The following is a 21,953-nucleotide window of genomic DNA, read 5'->3' as shown; positions in this document are numbered from 1 at the left end:
TTTCCCTCTCCGAACAGTTGCATTCTTGCTTTCCGCTCTTACTTTACCTCCGTAACATCGATATCAACCAGACGAACAGGAGGCAACCGCCATATTAAAATACATCATTGTCAGAAACCGACAAACTTTTTGAACGCACTACGAGGTAACACTTTTTATCTTCCCAACCAGCTCTCCGGATTCAGTTTCGCCGTCTCTTTTCTGAGCTGGAAATGAAGCACGGTATTTCCGTTCGTATCCGTAGCTACGGCTCCGAGCAAGTCCCTCGTCTTGACTTTGCTGTTTTTTTGCACATTGACGCTCGAGAGGTTGCAATACACGGAAATGTAGGCGCCGTGCCGCACCAGTATGTTATTCAAACCGTTGTATTTGAAGATGTACGACACTTCTCCGTCAAAGATCGCTCGTGCCTGAGCGCCCGGCTTCCCCTTGATGTCGATTCCCTTATTATCCAACTTCACAGACCTCAATCCGTCGACGTTGTACATGCCGAAATGACTGACAATCACATAGGGTCCGGTAATAGGCACCGGCAAGATCCCTCGATTTCGTTCGAAATTCCCGGATAAGCGTCTGTCCTCCGTATTCAAATTATACTTTTCGATGGGAGCCGTTTTGGTTGCAGACTTCGCGACGTTCGGAACGTCCTTTTCAGTTGCCTCCGGGACGTTCGCAGTCCTTTTCCCTTGCACTGCGGATGCTTCAACCTTCCTGCGGGCCTCTTCTTCGGCTCTTTTCCGAGCCTTCTCCACTTCCATTTCGATCAAGCGATCGATCTCTCTGTTCAGTTTTTGCGCCGTCCGTTTTTTCTTGTCGATCTCCTGCTGGATGCCTCGCTGTTTCTTTTTCAGATTGGCGATCAGCGTTTGCCGGTCGCGCTCTTGTATTTCCAATTTGATCCGTTCCGCCCGCCCTTGCTGCAGCAAGGTTTCTTTGGCCTTCTTCGTCGCCTCCAACTCTTCCTTCTTCGAAACGACCTGCGACTGTTTACGCGCTATTTCTTTCCCCCGAACCCGTTGATAATCGGCATACTGACGCACATAACGCATCCTTCGGTACATCTGATTCAGATTCCTGGCCGAGAAAATAAACATCAACTTTTCCTGAACGGATCGATTCTTATACATATACTGCACCGAAGCGGCATAATTGTCTTTTTTTTTCTTCAGTTCCTTTTGCAGTTCCGTCAGTTGGGTTTGCAACGTGCCGATTTCTTCGTTCAGCGAAGTTACGTCCCGCTGGATAGTCTCCACATACCTCCTACGTTCATCGATCTGCCCCGAGATAAGGGCCAGGTTGTCCAACTGACTTTTCACATCCTTCTTCGTAGAGCGCAGCAAGGTTTCGGATTCTGCAATCTGTTGGCTGAGTTCGTTTCGCCGGTTTTCCAATTCCTTGATCTTGGGCGTCGTTTGAGCCAGAGAAAAGGCGAGAGGCAGACAAGTCAGACAGAATAGGAGGATGCGTTTCATTATTTAAAGATCATTTTCAACAACTCGTCAAGTGCTATCCTTTCATAACGGTCGGACAGCTGGGTGTTGCCCTCCCAATCCTCATTGGTGGAGAGACGAGAGAAGTTGAAGAGGGCTGTCATCGACTTATTCGATCCTTCTACAGCGACGAACATCGTAGCTGGGAAACGTTTCCCGTCCAGTTCCCTGAAGTTTCCGTATTGCCATTTAATCCCATATTCAGTATCTGCAACTCCAACATGCGTTTGCTTTAACAGACCTTCCGTTATCGTCGTCGTAAACCGATAGAGAAAATGTGTCGCATCCTTTACCTCGAGGATGGCATTCGACGTATCTTGCCGAACGGTAAAAGCATTTACATCTTTCGTCGTTACCCTGTTCTTTCCCGGCAAGAAGATTTCGTTCAAAAACAGCGATTGAAAAGCGTGATAATCGAGGTCTGCATGGATTTTTTCCCTTATCTCCGAGAAAGGAACTCGGACATACCGCTTATGAATGCGATCGATGACCAAGATGTCCTGAGGAGTTATTTCGACCCGAGCGACCTCGATTCCCAAAACCGGCGAGATGGAGAGCACGATGACCTCGTCGCGCTTCATTTTCAAAGAGCCGCTTACCTGAATATCTTCCGCACTCCTTGTCAGCGTCAATTGCATTTTAGCCGTGACGGCCTTCCATTCGGGTGATCTGACGATCACCTCTCGGACATATTCGTCGGCTGCCAGGTTTCCGATGGTCGATTTACCGGCCATTCGCTTTGTCGACGAACAGGAAGCGGCCGCCCATCCCATCGTGCAAGCTATCAGATAATAAACAAATCGCTTCATTATTTCACAAAATATTTCTTATACGTAATCTTCTTTTTCAAAACATCCATCTCCGATTTATCTCGGGCGGATTCTCCTTCAATCGGTTTTTGCTCGGCGAGTTCCTTCGCTTTCTTCCAATATTCCAACGCCTTTTCCTTCTCGCCGTTCATCCAATAGATGTCGCCGCAATGTTCCACTTCTACCGAATTCTTATCGCCTCCGTTCTGCATGGCCTGTTCGATATAGATCTTCGCCTCCGCATACTTCCCCTTCTCGAAAAGAATCCAGGCATAGGTATCCAGATAAGTGCTGTTCGCGGGTTCTGCCTGGACGGTTTTATAACTCATCTCTTCCGCTTTATCCAAATTCTTGCGTTCTAATGAAAGGTAATAGGCATAGTTGTTCAATGCCCCGATATTATCGGCTTTATAGACTAATGCGGAATCGTAGGCGGCATAAGCGAGCTGATCCATCCTCTTCTCGTGATACATATCTCCTAAGATGGCGTAGAGATCGGAAGCAAGCGCCTTATCAGTCTTATCGTTGATTTGGGCAACGCCTTTCCTAAAGACATTCAACGCTTCGTCGGCCTCCCGCTTTTCATGATAAGCCATGCCAAGATAATAATAAAATTGAAGTACTTCCGGCGTATACTCCAGCGCAGATGTGCAGATGGCTATGATGTTGTCCATATCTTGCTTGGAAATCGCGTACTGTAGCAGCTGCAACCGGGCAGGCGTGTTTTCCGGATCGATCCTGAGGACCTGGCGGAGCACCGGGGCCGCTTCTTGATCCATTTTCTTCGTGATCATATACTGAGCGGCGAGCATGGCGATATCCGCATTTTCCTGTTTCTCTTCCAGTATCGCACGGAAAAGGGAGACGATCTTAAGACTGTCATGATCCGTCTGTTCGGCCCGAAGAATCAGTTGACGCATCACATTCACCTTGGTATCACTCGGAATATTCTCATTGAGCAGCACCTTATGCAGTTGAGCTTGATACAGACTGTCCTCCCCCTGATGTTGATAAAAATTAGCTAAAGAGAACTGAACGGGAGCATATTCCGGTTCTTTTTCCATGACCTGCCGGTAGACAGCCAACGCCTCCTCCGGTTTTCCATTTTCCAAATAGACATCGCCCACAAGAGTGAGGTATCGCATATCATACGGATATTCGTCGGCCAGCGTTTTCATCTCATTAAAGGCCTCATCCAAATCCCCCATCGCGATATACATCCGGAACTTTTCCATACTGATTTGTTCCGATTTCCCGTCGACGGCTTCCAATTTGTTCAGCGTATTAATAACTTCCTGGTATTGTCTAGTCTGCGAATACAATACGCTCAACGCCATCAAAGGTTCCAACCTCGAGGGGAATTGCTGCGTCATATCCTCGTACACAAAGATGGCTTTCGGATAATCCTTTTTGTTTTGATAATACGCAGCCAGCGTCTGATTGTACCAAAAGTTTTTCGGGTTCAGCTTTACCGCTGTTTTCAACATATTCTCACTCTCCCGTTCCTGCCCCATATACATGCAGCATTTCGAAAGTTCATAAAACGCCGCAGCAGCGTTCGGATTGACAGAGAGACAATACCGATACATATCGTATGCCCCTGCATAGTCGCCTTTTTCTTTCAGCCGGACGGCTTCCATGAAAAAATAGTCGTACTTACGCTGCCATTTCGCAGGAAGGGTGTCGGCTTCAAGCAAGGCGACTGTTTTTTTCGTTCCTGTCAGTTTCCGATTGCCCGTTCCGCAGGAAACGACCGAGAACAATAGCAGTACCGACAGCAGCGTTTTATATGAATGCATTCGTAAAGACATCGTGCGTGATTAGTTTTTTCCCGTATGACCGAAACCTCCTGCTCCGCGCTCGGTCTCGTTCAAGACTTCGACTTCTTCCCATTGCGCCTGTTCGTGACGGGCAATGACCATTTGCGCTATCCGTTCTCCATCGTTCACCGTAAATATTTCGGTAGACAGATTGATCAAAATGACCCGGATCTCTCCCCGGTAATCGGCATCGATTGTACCCGGCGCATTCAACAGCCCTATTCCGGACTTGATGGCCAATCCGCTGCGCGGACGAATTTGGGCCTCGAACCCTTCGGGTAAAGCGATATAAAGCCCAGTAGGTACTAAACAACGTTCCAAAGGTTTCAATACGATCGGTTCGTCGATGTTGGCGCGAAGATCCATGCCTGCCGAGAGCGCTGTGGCATACGCTGGAAGCCGATGCTTTGATTTATTGATGATCTGAACGTTCATAATTCATTCTTTTTATTGTAAACACGTGCAAATCTACGCATTTCAAAGGATTTATCTAAACATTTACATATTTTTAAGCGGAAGTTTTATACTTTTGCAATTGAAAAGAAATAAAATATCGCAATGATGGATTGGCAACAATTGATATCAAACAAGCGCTTCGGAATGGAAGCTTTGCATGAAGCCCGAAAAGACGACCGTTCCGAATTTCAAAGAGACTACGACCGTTTGATCTTTTCTGCCCCTTTCCGCCGGTTACAGAATAAAACGCAGGTATTCCCTTTGCCGGGAAGCATCTTCGTCCATAACCGATTGACCCACAGTTTGGAGGTTTCCTGCGTAGGACGTTCGTTAGGGAACCAAGTCTCCAACGTTTTATTAAAGAGACGTCCGGAATTGGCGAATACGCATTTCACCGAAATCGGCTCGATTGTTTCCGCCGCCTGTCTGGCGCACGATTTGGGAAATCCCCCTTACGGACACTCGGGAGAAAAAGCCATCTCGACTTTCTTTTCGGAGGGAAAAGGCTTGGCATTGAAAAAAGAACTTTCCTCGACGGAATGGAACGATTTCATTCATTTCGACGGCAATGCCAATGCTTTCCGGCTCCTGACTCATCAATTCGAGGGGAGACGCCAAGGCGGTTTCGTCATGACTTATGCTACCTTGGCCTCCATTGTCAAATATCCGTTCTCTTCCCAGTCGGCGGGGAACAAGCCCAAATTTGGTTTCTTTTTAACTGAAAAAACGGACTACGAGAAAATAGCGGATACCTTAGGCATTCCGCACATTAGCAAAGGTAATGAGCCGGTGAGATATATGCGTCATCCTCTCGTATATTTAGTCGAAGCAGCCGATGACATCTGCTATCAGATCATGGACATCGAAGACGCTCACAAATTAAAGCTTCTCACCCACGATGAAACTCGTGAATTATTCAGCCATTTTTTCGATGAAAAGGGTAAAAACCGCATCCATGAAACATATAAATTAGTGACGGACACGAACGAACGGATAGCGTATCTCCGATCCAAAGCGATCGGCCTGCTGGTCGAAGAATGCGTACGCGTGTTCATCGCGCACGAAGAAGAGATATTAAGCGGCACATTCGAAGGATCCTTGATCGATCACATGCGAAGCCCGTTAAAAGAAGCCTATCAGCTATGCTCGGCTACTGCATTCGCCAAAATTTACCGCTCCAGTTACGTGCTTGACGTGGAGCTGGCCGGTTACAAGATCATCTATACGCTCATCGAACTGATGATCGACGCTGTTCTTTCGCCGGATAAAGCCTACTCTTCCCTGCTCTTGAAGAGAGCTTCAAGCCAGTACGAGGTCAATGCGCCGACACTTTACGGTAAGATTCAAGCGGTATTGGACTACCTATCAGGTATGACCGATATCTATGCACTCGATTTATACCGGAAGATCAACGGAAACAGTTTACCCGCAGTATAATTCGTTAAAGAAGTAGAAAGTAAATGGCTCGACTGATACGACCTGATGTCTTTAAAACTTCGTGCACAGAATTCCGCCCGTTGCAAGAAAGGCTAATGCCTGTCGCGGCATCTGATAAATCTTCATTTTTGAATGATTTAAATAATTGAGTTTTTTATTTGCGTTTTTAAAATTAATCCGTAATTTTGCAGTCGAGGGTAAGAAGCTGGGAAGCTTGTAAACTTTCCATAATGTATTGTTTTATTGATACATTTATGTTTGCGATTGTGTTGTTTGGGGGATGGAGATCTATTGAAAAATAAATCTCCATCTCTTTTATGCTTCGTACCGTCGGTTTCTTGGGCCCACTAGAAATTTAGTGGGGGTAAGCATAAATTTAGATAGTCTAAAAAGGAAGAAGCTTTTGTCAACAACTCCCCTTAGGTTAGCTCTGAAGAGTTTTATCTTAGCATTAAAGGATTCAGCTGCCGCATTTGTAGCTCTGTTGTTGTAGAAGTTTAGAATCTCTTCATAATGCTCATAGAAAGTAACAGCAATAACATTAAAAGAATGGAAACCAGCTTCTTCAACTTTGTTATACCACTTAGCCAATGATAACCTTGCAGCATCTTCGATTGTATTCTTGGCAAAGATCATCCTTAGAGAATGTGAGAGTCCATAGGCTTTCTGGATATCAAGATACTCTCTAAAGAGTATCTCAGCCCTTTGTTTCTGCTTGTCTGTCCATTTCTCAGGTGACTTAAACAGCAAAGGTGTGGCTATTGATATGATAGAAGTTCTCAAGCGTACGGCAAGTCACTGGGGATGTCTCCATACGTCTCTTTTAAAAAAACAAGAAGAAACCCCACTAAATTTCTAGTGAGCCGGTATAATCCCTGATACGAACTCTTATACGTGCGCATCCGACGCACAAACAATTCGCCTCCTGCCTACTTCTATCATCATCCGATGATAAAATAGAGAATATAAGCTGCTCGATTGAATTAAATGCTGATGACTCCGCTATTCCTCCTTGGGAGAAGGCAGTAGCTTCAACGCCTCCGGATGTTCCCGCACATACGATTCGATATGACGAACCCGTTTCTCCTCCAATATCTCGTCGACGGCTATCAGAATGCCCGTTTCCTCGACCTCCCCGAATTCGTGGTTGATGGCCGTCCCAAAAACGCGCATCGTGGGCGAGAGACTCATATAAGCATTTACTAAAGGAGGGATGTTGAAACCTAACTTGCGAACCTCAGCATTTAAAATCCGATAGTTAGCCTTGAAGTCGTCCTTGCCGAACAGACGTTCCAGCTCTTCAACGTCTGTCTCAGGCAGAATGGGGTCGATGGGCGTAACCAACGCATCCTTGTCGTAGAAATGCTTTTTGAGGAAATGCAGAATCATGTCACGCCCTTTGCGATTAAAGCTCGGGTACATGGTCATCTTCCCGAAGAAGTATTTCATGTTCGGTTTGATCACGGTAAGGGCGCCCAATCCGTCCCACAAATTATCCAAAGCGAAGAGCCCTTTCGATCCGGCACGGGTCGACTGATACTCCAACGTGACGAACGAGCGTCCCAACTCGACGGTATAAGGCAAGTATTCCTTTAAAAATTGGCGGGAGAAATTGAACATGTGCGCCGTGGCCAAAATGGGTTTCCCCGTCTCGTCGAACGTCACATCATCGCCCAACAGGTAGCGGTAGCCTCCCAAGATCTCTTCGGCTTCGGGATTCCATACGATCAACTGTTTATAAGGATGTTCCATGACGTCGTATTCGTCGATATCGACAGCCTTCCCCGTCCCGCCTCCCGAGGCGCGGAATGCAAGCTCGCGCAACCGTCCGATTTCTCGCATCGTATGAGGCGAATTTTGCGCCGTCATGATATAAATTTCATTATGGCTCTTATTCGTAAAGCGAAGCCGTTTCTCTTCGGTCAGCTCCGCTTTTAACAGTTCTTTATCGACAGGCGCAATGATTTCTTCCATAACCATACTCTTTTGTCGTTATAACGTATAAACCATTTCTTTCACATATTGAGCCCACTCCGTGAGCGACTTGCGCTTATCGAAGGTTTGCCAGGAAATGGGTTTGCCGATGGTCAGCGTAAATTCTTTATGCCGGTTTTTCATCATTTCGTCGGGCAAAAAGATCATGGCGAGATTGAATTTCACCCACTTGACATTGCACAGATTGGCAAACCGATAAAAGAAATCGGAATTCCTCCCTTCGAAATGCATAGGGACGATGTCCCGACGATTTTTTATGCTCTCGCTGATAAACGTTTTTTTCCAGGCCAAATCTCGGATCTTTCCTCGCTTCCGACGAGAACAGACGCCTGCCGGAAACATGATGATATGATTATCCGAAGCGAACGCTTCTTCCACAATCTTAGGAAACTCGCGAGATTGGGAGCCCGTTTTATTGATCGGGATGCATAGAGACGCCATACCTCGCAGGTTCATCAGGATATCATTGACCAAATATTTGATCTTTCCGGCGTAATGTGAGCCGATGATATACCCGATAGCCACGCCGTCGAGCGCTCCCAACGGATGATTGCTCACAAACGTATACACCCCTTCGCTGGAGGGTAAGTTCTCCATTCCTTTCACGTCAACTTTATCGTCTAAAAACTCCATGCAAGCCTTTAAGAAAGAGATTCCTTCCTTATCCGAACTTTCCCTGAGAAACGCGTTAAGTTCGTCCTGGTGAACGATATGTTTTAGATAGGAACGGACAAAGCGCGGTACGCATTTGGCTTTCGCCCCCATTTTTTCGGCTATTATTTTGTCAATATCAATTAAAAAGAGAGAATTGCTTTCCATTTTAAAACGAATTTATCGCAAAATTAACTCACTTTTTGGGATATCAGTCATTTATAAAAGAAAAAAGTTTTCCTCCTGAAAAAAATCCGCCGTTTTCTCGGAAAAAGAGGAGGGGAAAATTTGCAGATTGCTCAAATACGCATCATTTGTGCAATACAACATTGATATATCCGCCTAAATATCAAAACAACATCGGGCGAAAATCTCTGCTGAAGTGTTCCGATTCGGGACAGAACAGCGTCCCGTTCATACCGGTTTGCATGAAAGCTTTGGCGCACGAATCCTACCTATTGGCGATCAAAAAATAAAAAAATCGGGCATTTTAACGCACCGACAAAAAACTTTCTGCACCTCCAAATTCGCCCTTGAAAAATTTTTCAGATAAATATTGTGGGGAATTGTGGGGAATTGTGTAATTTTACCACCGGAATTTATAATAAGGTATGACAGATGCGATTCTTAGGTAATTCGGAGGCGAGATTAGACGCAAAGGGACGGGTTTTCCTTCCGTCTGTTTTTCGCAAACAAACCCAAATGGCTACGGGCGATTGCTTCATCTTGAGAAAAGATATTTTTCAGGAGTGCCTTATCTTATACCCCGAGAAAGTATGGAACGATCAGCTGAATGAGTTGAGAAACCGACTGAACCGATGGAATGCTCAGCATCAGACGATTTTCAGGCAATTCGTTTCGGATGTCGAAATCATTACCCTGGACGGAAACGGCCGGTTTTTAATCCCCAAACGCTATCTGAAGTTAGCCCAGATCAATCAGGAGGTCCGGTTCATCGGAATGGATGATACCATCGAAATATGGGCGAAAACCATCGCCGACAAGCCATTTATAGGTTCCGAAGAGTTCGGAAAAGCCTTGGAAAGCATCATGGGTGACAACGAGAAAACAGAAGAGGTGACATGAAGCAGGCAGATTCACCGACATATCACATCCCCGTCTTGCTCAACGAAACTGTCGAGGGGTTGCATATCCGACCCGGCGGAGTATATGTGGACGTCACTTTCGGGGGAGGCGGCCATTCGCGGGAAATCTTGCACCGTATGGACGCCCGGTCGCGGCTATACGGCTTCGATCAGGACGCCGACGCAGAGAAAAACATCGTAGATGACGCCCGCTTCACTTTCGTACGCAGCAATTTCAGGTACTTGCGTAACTTCCTCCGCTATTATGGAATCGACGGGCTCGACGGACTCTTGGCCGACTTGGGCGTTTCGTCGCACCATCTCGACGCCGCCGAAAGAGGTTTTTCCTTTCATTCGAATGCTCCCCTCGACATGCGGATGAACGCCAGAGCAGGCCAAACGGCGGCCGACGTCATCAATCGGTACGAAGAATCGCGGCTGGCGGATATTTTCTACTTATACGGAGAACTGAAAAACAGCCGGAAAATCGCTTCCCTCTTAGTGAAAGAAAGAACATCCCGCCCGATAGAGACAATTCCCCAGCTCCTCCACCTGATCAAACCGCTGTTCGGACGAGACAGAGAAAGGAAAGAACTGGCCAAAGTGTTTCAGGCATTACGCATCGAAGTAAACCAGGAAATGGACGCGCTGAAGGAGATGCTCCAAACCGCAACAGAAGTGTTGAAACCGGGAGGACGACTGGTGGTCGTCACCTATCACTCCTTAGAAGACAGAATGGTCAAGAATATCATAAAAACAGGCCATATTCACGGCGGATATGAACAGGATTTCTACGGGAACATAGTGACGCCGTTCCGGGCAATCAACCATAAGGTGATAACGCCCGACGAAATGGAAATGGAAAAGAACCCGCGCTCACGAAGCGCTAAACTCAGAATAGCGGAAAAAAAATGAAAGACAAAGAACAGGACGAGCACAGGCTGCAGGAAGGAATCCGCAAGGATCCTCCCAGACGGCTGTCGCTAAGAAGCATCTTAGGCGGAGATATCCTAGCCAACGACTTTCTGAAACGGCAAGCGAAGTTGCTTATCCTCATCATGGTACTGACGGTACTGTATATCGACAACCGGTATAGCGCACAACAGGATTTGATTGAAATCGACCGGTTGAAAAAAGAGCTGGTCGATATCAAATACGATGCGTTGACCCGCTCTTCGGAACTGATGGAGAAAAGTCGACAATCCCGAATCGAGGAATATGTATCGACCGAAGGAAGTAATCTGCAAACGGCTACAAACCGCCCCTATCTGTTAAGAAAGAAATAGCGATGATCCCAGGCAAAAACAACATCATGACCCGTTACTCCTTGGTGGTGCTCTGTATGATCCTGACAGGAGTCGCCATCCTCATCAAGGCGGCGTTCATCATGTTTGCCGAACGCCAATATTGGAACGATGTCGCCGATCGGTTCGTCAAGGAAAACGTGAAAGTTCCCGCATTGAGGGGCAATATCATTTCTTCAGACGGACAACTGATGGCGAGCAGTCTACCGGAGTATCGCATCTACATGGATTTCCAGGCCGGAGGGGAAATAAAAGATTCCTTGCTCGTGCTGTACATGGATTCTATTTGTAAAGGACTTCATCGAATTTTCCCCGACAAGAGTAAAGCCTTTTTCAAACAGCAGATCGCCGAAGGACGCAAGAAAAAGTCCAGACACTTCCTGCTCTACCCCCATCGCATCTCTTACATCCAGTATAAGGAAGCAAAAAAACTGCCCGTTTTCAATATGCATACTAATCGGGGCGGTTTCCACGAACAGGTATTCAACCAACGTAAAAAACCTTTCGGTTCGTTAGCCATGAGAACGCTCGGCGACATGTATTCGGATGTCGGTTTAGGAGCAAAAAACGGGTTGGAGCTCTCTTACGATTCGATCCTGCGCGGCATTCCTGGCATCACTCATCGACAAAAGGTCATGAACCATTACCTGGATATAGTCGACATACCTCCTACCGACGGGTACGATATCATCACGACAATTGACGTCGGCATGCAGGATATTGCAGAGAAAGCGTTGATCGATGAATTGAAACTGATCAACGGTACCGTCGGAGTCGCGATGATCATGGAGGTAAAAACGGGAAATATCAAGGCGATCGTAAACATGACGAAATGCAGCGACGGTAATTATCGAGAACTTCGAAACAACGCCGTATCGGATTTGATGGAACCCGGCTCTACCTTTAAAACAGCTTCGCTCATGGTCGCCTTGGAAGATAAGAAAATTACCCCCGACGAAACGATCGATACGGGTAACGGCGTTTATAACATGCACGGCAGTTGGATGAAAGATCATAATTGGCATCACGGAGGATACGGCGTCATCACCGTTACGCAAGCTCTGATGTTTTCCTCGAACGTGGCCGTTTCCAAGCTTATCGACAAACATTATTACAACCATCCGAAACAATTCGTAGAAGGCCTATACCAGTTGGGGATCGGAACGCCGCTGAACCTCGACATCCCCGGTTGGGGAACGCCGAGGATACGTATGCCGAACAAAAACAACTGGTCGAAGACCGCGTTGGCATGGATGTCTATCGGTTACGAGACGCAACTTCCGCCGATCAACACCCTGACATTTTATAACGCCATCGCCAATGACGGAGTAATGGTCAAACCCAAGTTCGTGGAAGCGATCGTCAAAGACGGAGAGGCGATGAAAGAGATTCCGACGGAAGTGATCAAGGAAGCGATTGCTTCCCCCCAGACAATCCGAGAAATTCAATCCATGTTGGAACAGGAAGTCAATGGCCCCGGCGGTACGGGGAAAAGAGCTGGTTCCAAACAGTTCCTCGTATCGGGCAAGACGGGTACCGCCCAAATCTCCCAAGGAAAAGCGGGCTATCGCGGCGTTCGAAAATACATGGTCAGCTTTTGCGGCTATTTCCCGTCCCGCCATCCGAAATACACGTGCATGGTTGCCATCCAAAAGCCGGGACTCCCCGCTTCCGGCGGTTTGATGGCAGGAGCCGTCTTCCACGAGATTTCCGAACGAATCTACGCCAAGCATATCGCCCAGAACATGGAAGAAGCCAGAGATTCCGCATCCGTCCTGGTGCCAGACGTCATGCACGGAGACATCACGGAGACGGGATATGTTTTGAACAGCATACATATACGGTCGAATGCGGCGAAGTTTGCAAAATCGGGGAAAATCGTTTGGGGAAAATCCAAACGCGACTCTGTGGCCGTTTCATTCCAAACAGAGCCGATAGCAAAGAAGGTTGTCCCCAACGTTTTGGGAATGGGGGCCAAAGACGCAGTATACCTGCTCGAATACTCCGGATTGAGAACAAAGATGACAGGGATGGGCAAAGTATGCCAACAGAGCCTCGTCCCCGGTTCCCGTTTGAGTGCGGGACAGACTATTCATTTAACATTGAAACAATAAACAGGATAATAAATGAAACTTCAAGAGATCATCAGAGACATTGCTGCATTAAAAATTGTCGGGACAATCGATAAGGAAGTAAAAGGAATAAATATCGACTCCCGTCTTGTCGAAGAAGGTCACGTTTTCGTCGCCATACGTGGCACTCAAACCGACGGACACGCTTTCATCCGAAAGGCCATCGAAAAAGGTGCTACAGCCGTCGTCTGCGAAGAGATACCCGACGATAAAACCGACGATATCACGTATATTCAAGTAGCCGATACGGAAGATATCGCAGGGGAGATAGTCACCCGGTTCTACGGGGATCCTACCGGCAAGATCGATTTGGTAGGCGTGACGGGAACAAACGGCAAGACAACCGTCGCCACATTGTTATATAATTTGTTCCGACAGCTCGGTTATAAGGTCGGGCTCCTTTCGACCGTATGCAACTGTATCGACGGCCAAACGGTCCCTACCGACCATACCACCCCCGATCCTGTGACATTAAACAGATTATTGGAGAAAATGGCTGAGGAGGGATGCAAATATGTATTTATGGAAGTCAGCTCGCACGCTATCGCACAAAAGCGTATCGGAGGGCTGAAATTTGCCGGAGGGATCTTTACGAATATCACCAGAGATCACTTAGACTACCATCGAACATTCGAGAACTATCTGAAAGCGAAAAAAGCGTTCTTCGACGGACTGCCCTCCACCGCATTCGCTTTAACCAATAAAGACGATAAAAACGGAATGGTGATGGTTCAGAATACGAAGGCGAAAGTGTATACATACAGCGTAAGAGGGATGGGCGACTTTAAAGGAAAGGTACTGGAAGAAGGCTTCGACGGGATGCTTCTAGATTTCAATCGCACGGAAGTCGACGTCCGCTTTATCGGACGTTTCAATGCCTCCAATCTGTTGGCCGTATACGGCACTGCATGCATCTTGGGGAAAAAGACTGAAGAGGTCTTGTTGCAATTAAGCACCTTGCATCCCGTGGCCGGAAGAATGGAACCGCTCTATTCCCGAAAAGGTTATATCGCTTTGGTAGATTATGCACATACTCCGGATGCATTGACGAACGTACTCGCCACCATTCGCGACGTGTTGCACGGAAAAGGCAACGTCATCACCGTGATAGGCGCCGGAGGGAACAGAGATCACGGCAAACGCCCGATGATGGCGAAGGAAGCAGTCAAGCAAAGCGATAAAGTGATTATCACGTCGGATAACCCGAGATCGGAAGATCCGCAGGCAATCATCGACGATATGCGTGCGGGATTGACTTCGAAAGAGATGCACAAAGTCATTTCCATCGTCGACAGGAAAGAAGCTATCCGAACAGCCTGCATGCTGGCACAATCCGGCGACGTGGTCCTCGTCGCAGGAAAAGGGCACGAAAATTATCAGGAAATTGCAGGGGTAAAGCATCACTTCGATGACAAAGAAGTATTAAAGGAAATATTTGCGAACGAATAACCAAGCGAAAAGATGTTATACTATTTATTCCATTATTTAGAACAATTCGATTTCCCCGGAGCGCGCATGTTCGGGTACGTATCGTTCCGCGCGTTGATGGCCGTCATCTTATCGCTGATGATTTCGACGATCTTTGGCGAATACTTTATCAAATTATTAAGAAGCAAGCAAATATCGGAAACTCAACGCGATGCTTCCATCGATCCGTTCAATATCGAAAAAGTCGGAGTTCCCACTATGGGAGGCATCATCCTCCTCATAGCCATACTTATACCTTGTTTGCTCTTGGGCAAATTGCACAATATCTATATGATTCTGATGTTAATCACCACCGTCTGGTTAGGAACGTTAGGCTTTTTAGACGATTATATAAAAGTATTTCGGAAAGATAAAAAGGGGTTGCATGGCAAATTCAAGATCATCGGTCAAATCGGTTTAGGACTGATCGTAGGACTGACGTTATATGTAAGCCCCAACGTCGTAATTCGGGAGAATGTGGAAATTGAAAAAGGAGGAGAAATCATCAGCGTCATGCATAAATCGCAAGATGAAAAATCTACGAAAACGACCATCCCCTTCTTTAAAAACAATAATCTGGACTATGCCGATATCGTCGGATTTATGGGCAAACATGCACAAACGGCGGGATGGATTCTTTTCGTACTCGTAACCATCTTCGTGGTTACCGCCGTATCCAACGGGGCCAATCTAAACGACGGTATGGACGGTATGGCTGCGGGAAATTCCGCCATCATAGGAATAACTTTGGGAATTCTCGCCTATGTATCCAGCCATATCGAATATGCCGGATATTTAAACATCATGTACATACCTGGCAGCGAGGAACTGGTTATTTATATCTGTGCATTTATAGGCGCACTCATCGGTTTTCTCTGGTATAACGCTTTTCCCGCCCAAATCTTTATGGGCGATACGGGAAGTTTGACAATCGGAGGTATTATCGCCGTATTCGCCATTATTATCCATAAGGAACTATTGATCCCCCTCCTCTGCGGGATATTCCTCATAGAAAATTTATCCGTGATCCTTCAGGTAAGGTATTTCAAAAAGGGGAAAAAGAGAAATCGCGTGCAAAGAGTGTTCAAACGAACGCCTATTCACGATCATTTCCGTACGACATGGGCTCAATTGGACCCAAATTGTACTTATTTATTCACGAAACCGCATACGGCATTTCATGAATCCAAAATTACGGTGCGTTTCTGGATTATATCCATTTTATTGGCAGCCATTACCATTATCACATTAAAGATTAGATAACATTACGATATTATGGCAAAGAGAATTGCTATTTTAGGGGCAGGAGAAAGCGGTACGGGGGCAGCTATCCTGGCGCAGAAGAAAGGGTTCGAGACCTTTGTCTCCGATTCCTCAAGCATCAAAGACAAATACAAACAGATGCTGAACGAACGCCACATTCCATGGGAAGAAAGGCATCATACCGAAGATCTCATTGTGAATGCCGACGAAGTCATCAAAAGCCCGGGCATACCCAATGATGCGCCGCTCATTCTGAAACTGAAAGAAAAAGGAATCCCGATCATTTCGGAAATTGAATTTGCTGGAAGATATACGAATGCGAAAATGATTTGCGTGACAGGCAGTAATGGAAAGACCACGACCACTTCGCTCATTTATCATATCTTCAAGAAAGCGGGACTAAACGTTGGCTTAGCAGGGAATATCGGCCAAAGCTTAGCTTACCAGGTGGCCGAATTTCAATACGACTATTACGTGATAGAGTTGAGTAGCTTCCAATTAGACAACATGTACAAGTTTCATGCCAATATCGCCGTCTTAATGAACATTACGCCCGACCACCTCGATCGGTACGATCATAAAATGCAAAATTATATCGATGCCAAATTCCGGATCATTCAGAATCAGACGGATAAAGATGCTTTTATCTATTGGATGGACGATCCGATCATTAAAGAGGAATTACCCAAATATCGCATTCACGGACAGAGTTATCCGTTTTCCGAGAAGAAAAAAGACGAGGCCGTTGCTTATATTGACAATGACAAAGTTTGTTTTACCGAACCCATCGCCTTCAATATGGAAGAAGAAGAAATGGCCCTGACCGGTACGCACAACATGTATAACTCAATGGCTGCCGGCATTTCTGCCAATCTCTCGGGGATAAGGAAGGAATGCATCCGCGAAGCGTTAAGCGATTTCGAAGGCGTCCCCCACAGATTGGAAAAGGTTTGCAGGGTAAAAGGGGTGGATTATATCAACGACTCGAAAGCGACCAATGTCAATTCCTGTTGGTATGCCCTTCAAAGCATGAAAACGAAAACCGTCCTCATTTTAGGAGGTAAAGACAAAGGCAACGATTACCGCGAGCTTGCCGATCTGATTCAGAAAAAATGCGTAGGGCTTATCTATTTGGGATTGCACAATGAGAAACTGCATGCATTTTTCGATCCTTTCGGATTGCCCGTAGCCGATGTGCAAAGTATGAAAGATGCCGTAGATATGGCTTATAAGATGGCTAAAAAAGGAGAAACGGTTTTATTGAGCCCGTGTTGCGCAAGCTTCGATCTGTTCAAAAGTTATGAAGACCGAGGCGATCAGTTTAAAGAGTGCGTCAGAAACTTATAACGTAAATTGATAACATTAGATGCGGTCAAAATGGGATTAGTTAAAGATTTATTCAAAGGTGACAAAGTAATATGGATTATTTTTCTGTTTCTTTGCCTGATCTCTATCATCGAAGTCTTTAGTGCCGCCAGCACACTGACCTATAAGAGCGGAGATCATTGGGCTCCTATCCGGCAACACAGCACCTATCTGATGGTAGGATTCGTCATCGTGGTCTTAGTACATAAGATACCGTCCAAATGGTTTCGCGCCGCTCCGTTTTTCCTACTGCCTCTGTCCGCCGCTCTTTTACTATTCGTCGCCATAATGGGAGCGGCAGGCGGTCGTGTCAACGGAGCGGCCAGATGGACGAATATTTTCGGGATTCAATTCCAACCGTCCGAAATAGCGAAGATGGCTGTTATCATTATCACTGCATTCATCCTCTCCCGTTTCCAAGAAGAGAAGAAGGCTAACGCCAAAGCGTTCAAGTATATTATATGGTGTACCGGAGTAGTGTTGTTGCTGATCGCCCCGGAAAACGCCTCTACAGCGGCGTTACTGTTCGGCGTCGTATTCTTGATGATGATCCTCGGGCGCGTCCCTTGGAGACAATTGGCGAAACTTATTGTGAGCATCAGCATCGTTCTGACTCTTTTCGTCGGAATAATCATGCTCACTCCTACCCAGAAATATCGGGATCTGCCGATGATGCACCGCGTGGAGACATGGCAAAATCGTATCAAAGGATTCTTCGAGGATAAAGGAGCCGTCCCCGCTGCCAAATTCGACATCGACAAAGATGCCCAGATCGCCCATGCCAACATCGCCATCGCCTCCAGCAACATCGTCGGGAAAATGCCGGGCAATAGCATTCAACGGGACTTCCTTTCGCAGGCCTTCTCCGATTTTATTTTCGCCATCATCATTGAAGAATTAGGATTATTGGGAGGAGGATTTGTCGTCATCCTGTATATATGGTTACTGATCCGAGCCGGAAGAGTCGCCCGAAAATGCGAAAAATCTTTTTCCGCCTTTCTCATCATGGGAATCGCTTTATTGCTTGTCTCCCAAGCGATGTTGAACATGATGGTCGCCGTAGGATTATTCCCCGTGACCGGACAACCGCTGCCGCTCATCAGCAAAGGCGGGACATCGACTCTGATCAATTGCGCATATATCGGTATGATACTCTCCGTGAGCCGTGAAATAAACGAGAGGCAGGAAGCCGAAGAAGCGGCGCTGGCAGCACAAAACATCGAGCAGGAAAAAGCTAAGAATTTATTGAACATAGCGATTAATATGGCCAATCAACCGGAAGGAAACGAAACTAAAAACGCTCCGACAGAAAATGCGGATGCCCCGGTCGAAAACGATCGCACAACCGAAGGAAATTTTTCTACATGATAACTTACCGACAGATAAAATACGGTTGGAAACGAAAGATTCACGCAGTTTATTCCTAAATTTGCAAAAAGATAGGATATGGAAGAAAAGTTACGAATCATTATCAGTGGCGGTGGAACAGGCGGGCATATCTTCCCGGCCATATCGATAGCGAACGCCGTCAAGGAACAACTTCCGGAAACCGAAATATTGTTTGTCGGAGCTGAAGACCGGATGGAAATGCAACGCATCCCTGCTGCAGGTTATCCCATCATCGGATTACCCATTGCCGGATTCGATCGCAAACATCTTCTCAAGAACATTGCGGTAGCATATAAATTAGTTAAAAGCCAACTGAAAGCTCGGCAGATTATAAAGGATTTCAGACCGGATATCGCCGTCGGCGTCGGAGGTTATGCCAGCGGACCGACATTGAAGACGGCGAATATGATGGGAATCCCGACGCTCCTTCAGGAACAGAATTCATACGCGGGAGTAACCAATAAACTCCTCGCCAAGCAAGCTGAAAAAATATGCGTAGCCTACGAAGGGATGGAACGTTTCTTCGACAAGGACAAGCTAATCCTAACAGGCAATCCGGTTCGCCAGGATTTACTGACGAACCGGAAAGAACGGACAGAAGCCATTCGGTCTTTCGGGTTGGATCCGAACAAGCAAACGGTACTCGTCCTGGGAGGAAGTCTCGGCGCACGCACCATCAATCGCTGCATGATGCAAGGATTAGCCGAAATAAAAGCCTCCGCCGTCCAATTCATCTGGCAGGCAGGAAAAATTTATATCGACGAAGCCCGCGCGACGTTAAAGGACGCGGGCCACATGCCGATGGTATACTTAACCGACTTTATCAGCGATATGGGCGCGGCATACGATGCGGCGGATCTGGTGATCAGCCGTGCAGGCGCCGGATCGATATCCGAATTCTGTCTGTTAAGCAAACCGATCATCTTAGTACCTTCCCCCAATGTGGCGGAAGATCACCAGACGAAGAATGCGCGGACATTGGTCGATAGAGGAGCGGCACTCTATGTCAGGGACGCAGATGCCGAAACGGAACTGATTAACAAAGCGATCGAAACGGTAAATCGACCCGATTTATTGAAAAGCTTAAGCGAGAACATACACCAATTGGCCTTTACAGACGCTGCAAATAAAATTGCGCAAGAAGTTATCCGGATTGCAGTAAAACATAAGAATGCAGGGAGATGAACATTAATACTATTCAGGCTGTATACTTCGTCGGTGCCGGAGGCATCGGCATGAGTGCATTGGTACGATTCTTTCTTGCCAAAGGGAAGATCGTAGGTGGATACGACCATGTTCCCTCCCCATTAACGGAAAAATTGATCGACGAAGGGGCGGCCATTCATTATCAAGACAATGTAACACTCATACCCCAAGCGTTTCGGGAAAGAGAAACGACTCTTGTCGTCTATACGCCGGCAGTTCCCGTCGACCATAGCGAACTGACCTATTTCCGTGAGAAAGGATTTGTCGTCATGAAGAGGGCTCAGGTACTCGGCCTGCTGACTAAAACGGGCAAAGCGCTCTGCGTAGCCGGCACGCACGGGAAGACCACCACGTCTGCGATGGCTGCACACTTGCTGCACCAGTCGCACGTGGGTTGCAACGCATTCCTCGGCGGGATTTCCAAGAATTATGAGACGAATCTTCTCCTCTCGGATACCAGCGACTACATGGTGATCGAAGCCGACGAGTTCGACCGTTCATTCCACTGGCTATCGCCTTACATCTCCGTAATCACAGCTACCGATGCCGATCATTTGGATATTTACGAAACCCAAGACGCCTATTTGGAAAGCTTCCGGCATTATACTTCCTTGATTCGAAAAGGAGGCGCGCTGATTATGCACCAGGATGCAGCGCTGAAACCGGATTTGCAGGAAAACGTCAGACTTTACACCTACGCGAAAGCAGCAGGAGACTTTCACGCCACTCACATCCGCATCGGAGGCGGTAAAATTATATTCGACTTCAACTCTCCTTTCGGAAATATCGAGGATATATCGTTAGGCGTACCTGTACTTATCAACATAGAAAACGGCATCGCCGCCATGGCCCTTGCCCAAATGAGCGGAGCGACGAAAGAGGAAATAAAAAGCGGGATGAAAAGCTTTAAGGGAGTGGACCGAAGGTTCGATTTTAAGATAAAGAACGACCGAATCGTTCTCCTAAGCGATTATGCCCATCATCCTGCCGAAATCCAGCAAAGCATCCTTTCGTTGAGAGCGTTATACCCCGATAGAAAGTTGACGGCGATTTTCCAGCCCCATCTTTACACTCGGACAAGAGATTTCTACAAAGATTTCGCCGATAGCCTCTCTTTATTGGACGAAGCGATCCTGATCGATATTTACCCGGCGAGAGAAAAACCCATTCCCGGCGTAACCAGCCGACTTATCTACGATAACCTGCGCCCGGGCATGGAGAAAAGACTTTGTCGCAGAGACGAACTGCCTCAAATAATAGAAACGGAGCACTTAGAAGTCGTCATCGTTTTAGGAGCAGGCGACTTGAACGACGACGTACCTCTGTTCACAGAAATACTCAGGAAGAAATGATAAGAAAACTGTTCATATTCCTATTTTTGATACTGCTGACGGCCTACCTCGTAGCCGCGATGACGGTATTCAACAAAAAGCCCTCGCAAACGGCTTGTAAGGATGTGAACTTAGTACTCAAGGACAGCGTGGGATTCAGCATCATCCATAAAAAAGATCTACTGGACATCCTCCAACGGAAGGGCGTCTCTCCCATCGGAATAAAAATGAATGACATCGATACCAGACGGATGGAAGAAGCAATCCAAAAACATCCTTTCATAGAAGAAGCGGATTGTTACAAAACCCCGGGAAACAAGATCGGAATCCAAGTGAGGCAACGCATCCCCCTCTTGCGTGTCATGGCCCATAGCGGAGAAGATTATTATATCGATATGAAAGGAAAAGTCATGCCTGTACCCGATAAAGCAGCCCACGTGGCTGTCATCACAGGCTTTGTCGATAAGAAATTCGCATCGAAAGAGCTTTACGAATTGGGCAAATACCTCCTTTCGCATCCGCTATGGAAGGCGCAAATAGAACAAATCAACGTAACTGCCAATAAGGAATTGGAACTTATTCCGCGCGTGGGAGCACAAGTCATCTTCCTGGGGAAACCCGGCGATTACGAGCGCAAGTTCGATCGTCTGAAGTTTTTCTATGAGAACGGGCTGAATAAAATAGGATGGAACAAATACAGTCGAATCAGTTTGGAATTCGACAATCAGATAATTTGTACTAAAAGATAGAAGT

At 46.7% G+C, this 21,953-nt stretch carries 18 protein-coding genes and 1 pseudogene; 12 read left to right on the top strand and 7 right to left on the bottom strand.

Features of this window, described 5'->3' with window-relative positions:
- Nucleotides 1–155: 155 nt before the first annotated feature.
- Genes BN102_RS02670 through dut form a run of 4 tightly spaced genes read right to left on the bottom strand, consistent with a single transcriptional unit; the run spans nucleotide 156 to nucleotide 4,554 of the window.
- The gene (locus tag BN102_RS02670) at nucleotides 156–1,472 is read right to left on the bottom strand and encodes a murein hydrolase activator EnvC family protein (RefSeq protein ID WP_019207527.1); all 1,317 of its coding nucleotides are present in this window, start codon (nucleotides 1,470–1,472) and stop codon (nucleotides 156–158) included.
- A complete protein-coding gene (lolB1, locus tag BN102_RS02665) occupies nucleotides 1,472–2,299 on the bottom strand; it encodes a lipoprotein insertase outer membrane protein LolB1 (protein ID WP_019207526.1) in 828 nt (275 codons plus the stop codon). The genes BN102_RS02670 and lolB1 overlap by 1 nt, the downstream gene beginning before the upstream one ends.
- Nucleotides 2,299–4,098 (bottom strand): tetratricopeptide repeat protein, encoded by a 1,800-nt coding sequence (locus tag BN102_RS02660; protein ID WP_019207525.1) that lies wholly within the window; start codon nucleotides 4,096–4,098, stop codon nucleotides 2,299–2,301. Before BN102_RS02660 ends, lolB1 begins: the two co-directional genes overlap by 1 nt.
- 21 nt (nucleotides 4,099–4,119) lie before the next feature.
- The gene (dut, locus tag BN102_RS02655; RefSeq protein ID WP_019207524.1) at nucleotides 4,120–4,554 is read right to left on the bottom strand and encodes a dUTP diphosphatase; all 435 of its coding nucleotides are present in this window, start codon (nucleotides 4,552–4,554) and stop codon (nucleotides 4,120–4,122) included.
- Between the two features lie 126 nt (nucleotides 4,555–4,680).
- Here dut and BN102_RS02650 point away from each other — a divergent pair, with 126 nt between their 5' ends.
- Complete coding sequence (locus BN102_RS02650) at nucleotides 4,681–6,012, top strand: deoxyguanosinetriphosphate triphosphohydrolase (RefSeq protein WP_021312276.1); 1,332 nt, start codon at nucleotides 4,681–4,683, stop codon at nucleotides 6,010–6,012.
- A gap of 355 nt (nucleotides 6,013–6,367) precedes the next feature.
- On the opposite strand, the pseudogene BN102_RS02645 reads toward BN102_RS02650, so the two are convergent.
- From BN102_RS02645 to glsA, 3 genes and pseudogenes are all read right to left on the bottom strand, one after another.
- A pseudogene (locus BN102_RS02645) lies at nucleotides 6,368–6,765 on the bottom strand (ISL3 family transposase); the annotation flags it as partial.
- Between the two features lie 249 nt (nucleotides 6,766–7,014).
- The gene (glsB, locus tag BN102_RS02640; protein ID WP_019207522.1) at nucleotides 7,015–7,986 is read right to left on the bottom strand and encodes a glycine N(alpha)-acyltransferase GlsB; all 972 of its coding nucleotides are present in this window, start codon (nucleotides 7,984–7,986) and stop codon (nucleotides 7,015–7,017) included.
- Nucleotides 7,987–8,004: 18 nt separating this feature from the next.
- A complete protein-coding gene (gene glsA / locus BN102_RS02635) occupies nucleotides 8,005–8,826 on the bottom strand; it encodes a lyso-glycine lipid O-acyltransferase GlsA (protein ID WP_019207521.1) in 822 nt (273 codons plus the stop codon).
- A 450-nt stretch (nucleotides 8,827–9,276) separates the two neighbouring features.
- Here glsA and mraZ point away from each other — a divergent pair, with 450 nt between their 5' ends.
- The 11 genes from mraZ (at nucleotide 9,277) to BN102_RS02580 (ending at nucleotide 21,949) form a co-directional block, all read left to right on the top strand.
- On the top strand, nucleotides 9,277–9,744 hold the full coding sequence (mraZ, locus tag BN102_RS02630) for a division/cell wall cluster transcriptional repressor MraZ (protein WP_019207518.1): 468 nt from the start codon (nucleotides 9,277–9,279) through the stop codon (nucleotides 9,742–9,744).
- The gene (gene rsmH / locus BN102_RS02625) at nucleotides 9,741–10,658 is read left to right on the top strand and encodes a 16S rRNA (cytosine(1402)-N(4))-methyltransferase RsmH (RefSeq protein ID WP_019207517.1); all 918 of its coding nucleotides are present in this window, start codon (nucleotides 9,741–9,743) and stop codon (nucleotides 10,656–10,658) included. Before mraZ ends, rsmH begins: the two co-directional genes overlap by 4 nt.
- Nucleotides 10,655–11,029: an FtsL-like putative cell division protein gene (locus tag BN102_RS02620; RefSeq protein ID WP_019207516.1), complete on the top strand. Its 375-nt coding sequence runs from the start codon at nucleotides 10,655–10,657 to the stop codon at nucleotides 11,027–11,029. The genes rsmH and BN102_RS02620 overlap by 4 nt, the downstream gene beginning before the upstream one ends.
- 2 nt (nucleotides 11,030–11,031) lie before the next feature.
- Nucleotides 11,032–13,161 carry a PASTA domain-containing penicillin-binding protein gene (locus tag BN102_RS02615; protein ID WP_019207515.1) on the top strand — a complete coding sequence of 710 codons (2,130 nt, stop codon included), beginning with the start codon at nucleotides 11,032–11,034 and terminating at the stop codon, nucleotides 13,159–13,161.
- Nucleotides 13,162–13,173: 12 nt separating this feature from the next.
- Entirely contained in the window at nucleotides 13,174–14,628 is a 1,455-nt protein-coding gene (locus BN102_RS02610) for a UDP-N-acetylmuramoyl-L-alanyl-D-glutamate--2,6-diaminopimelate ligase (protein WP_019207514.1), read from the top strand.
- Between the two features lie 12 nt (nucleotides 14,629–14,640).
- Nucleotides 14,641–15,909: a phospho-N-acetylmuramoyl-pentapeptide-transferase gene (gene mraY, locus BN102_RS02605; RefSeq protein ID WP_019207513.1), complete on the top strand. Its 1,269-nt coding sequence runs from the start codon at nucleotides 14,641–14,643 to the stop codon at nucleotides 15,907–15,909.
- 12 nt (nucleotides 15,910–15,921) lie between these two features.
- Nucleotides 15,922–17,256 carry a UDP-N-acetylmuramoyl-L-alanine--D-glutamate ligase gene (murD, locus tag BN102_RS02600; RefSeq protein WP_019207512.1) on the top strand — a complete coding sequence of 445 codons (1,335 nt, stop codon included), beginning with the start codon at nucleotides 15,922–15,924 and terminating at the stop codon, nucleotides 17,254–17,256.
- 30 nt (nucleotides 17,257–17,286) lie between these two features.
- Entirely contained in the window at nucleotides 17,287–18,642 is a 1,356-nt protein-coding gene (locus BN102_RS02595; RefSeq protein WP_019207511.1) for an FtsW/RodA/SpoVE family cell cycle protein, read from the top strand.
- A 78-nt stretch (nucleotides 18,643–18,720) separates the two neighbouring features.
- Nucleotides 18,721–19,848 (top strand): undecaprenyldiphospho-muramoylpentapeptide beta-N-acetylglucosaminyltransferase, encoded by a 1,128-nt coding sequence (murG, locus tag BN102_RS02590; protein WP_019207510.1) that lies wholly within the window; start codon nucleotides 18,721–18,723, stop codon nucleotides 19,846–19,848.
- Complete coding sequence (locus tag BN102_RS02585; protein WP_019207509.1) at nucleotides 19,845–21,221, top strand: UDP-N-acetylmuramate--L-alanine ligase; 1,377 nt, start codon at nucleotides 19,845–19,847, stop codon at nucleotides 21,219–21,221. Before murG ends, BN102_RS02585 begins: the two co-directional genes overlap by 4 nt.
- Complete coding sequence (locus BN102_RS02580) at nucleotides 21,218–21,949, top strand: cell division protein FtsQ/DivIB (protein ID WP_019207508.1); 732 nt, start codon at nucleotides 21,218–21,220, stop codon at nucleotides 21,947–21,949. The genes BN102_RS02585 and BN102_RS02580 overlap by 4 nt, the downstream gene beginning before the upstream one ends.
- The last annotated feature ends 4 nt before the right edge of the window (nucleotides 21,950–21,953 follow it).

The sequence above is a fragment of the Phocaeicola abscessus CCUG 55929 genome (genome assembly GCF_000312445.1).
GTDB lineage: Bacteria > Bacteroidota > Bacteroidia > Bacteroidales > Bacteroidaceae > Phocaeicola > Phocaeicola abscessus.
The sequence above is the reverse complement of the archived record's forward strand: the minus strand, read 5'-3'. Positions and strand labels throughout refer to the sequence as shown.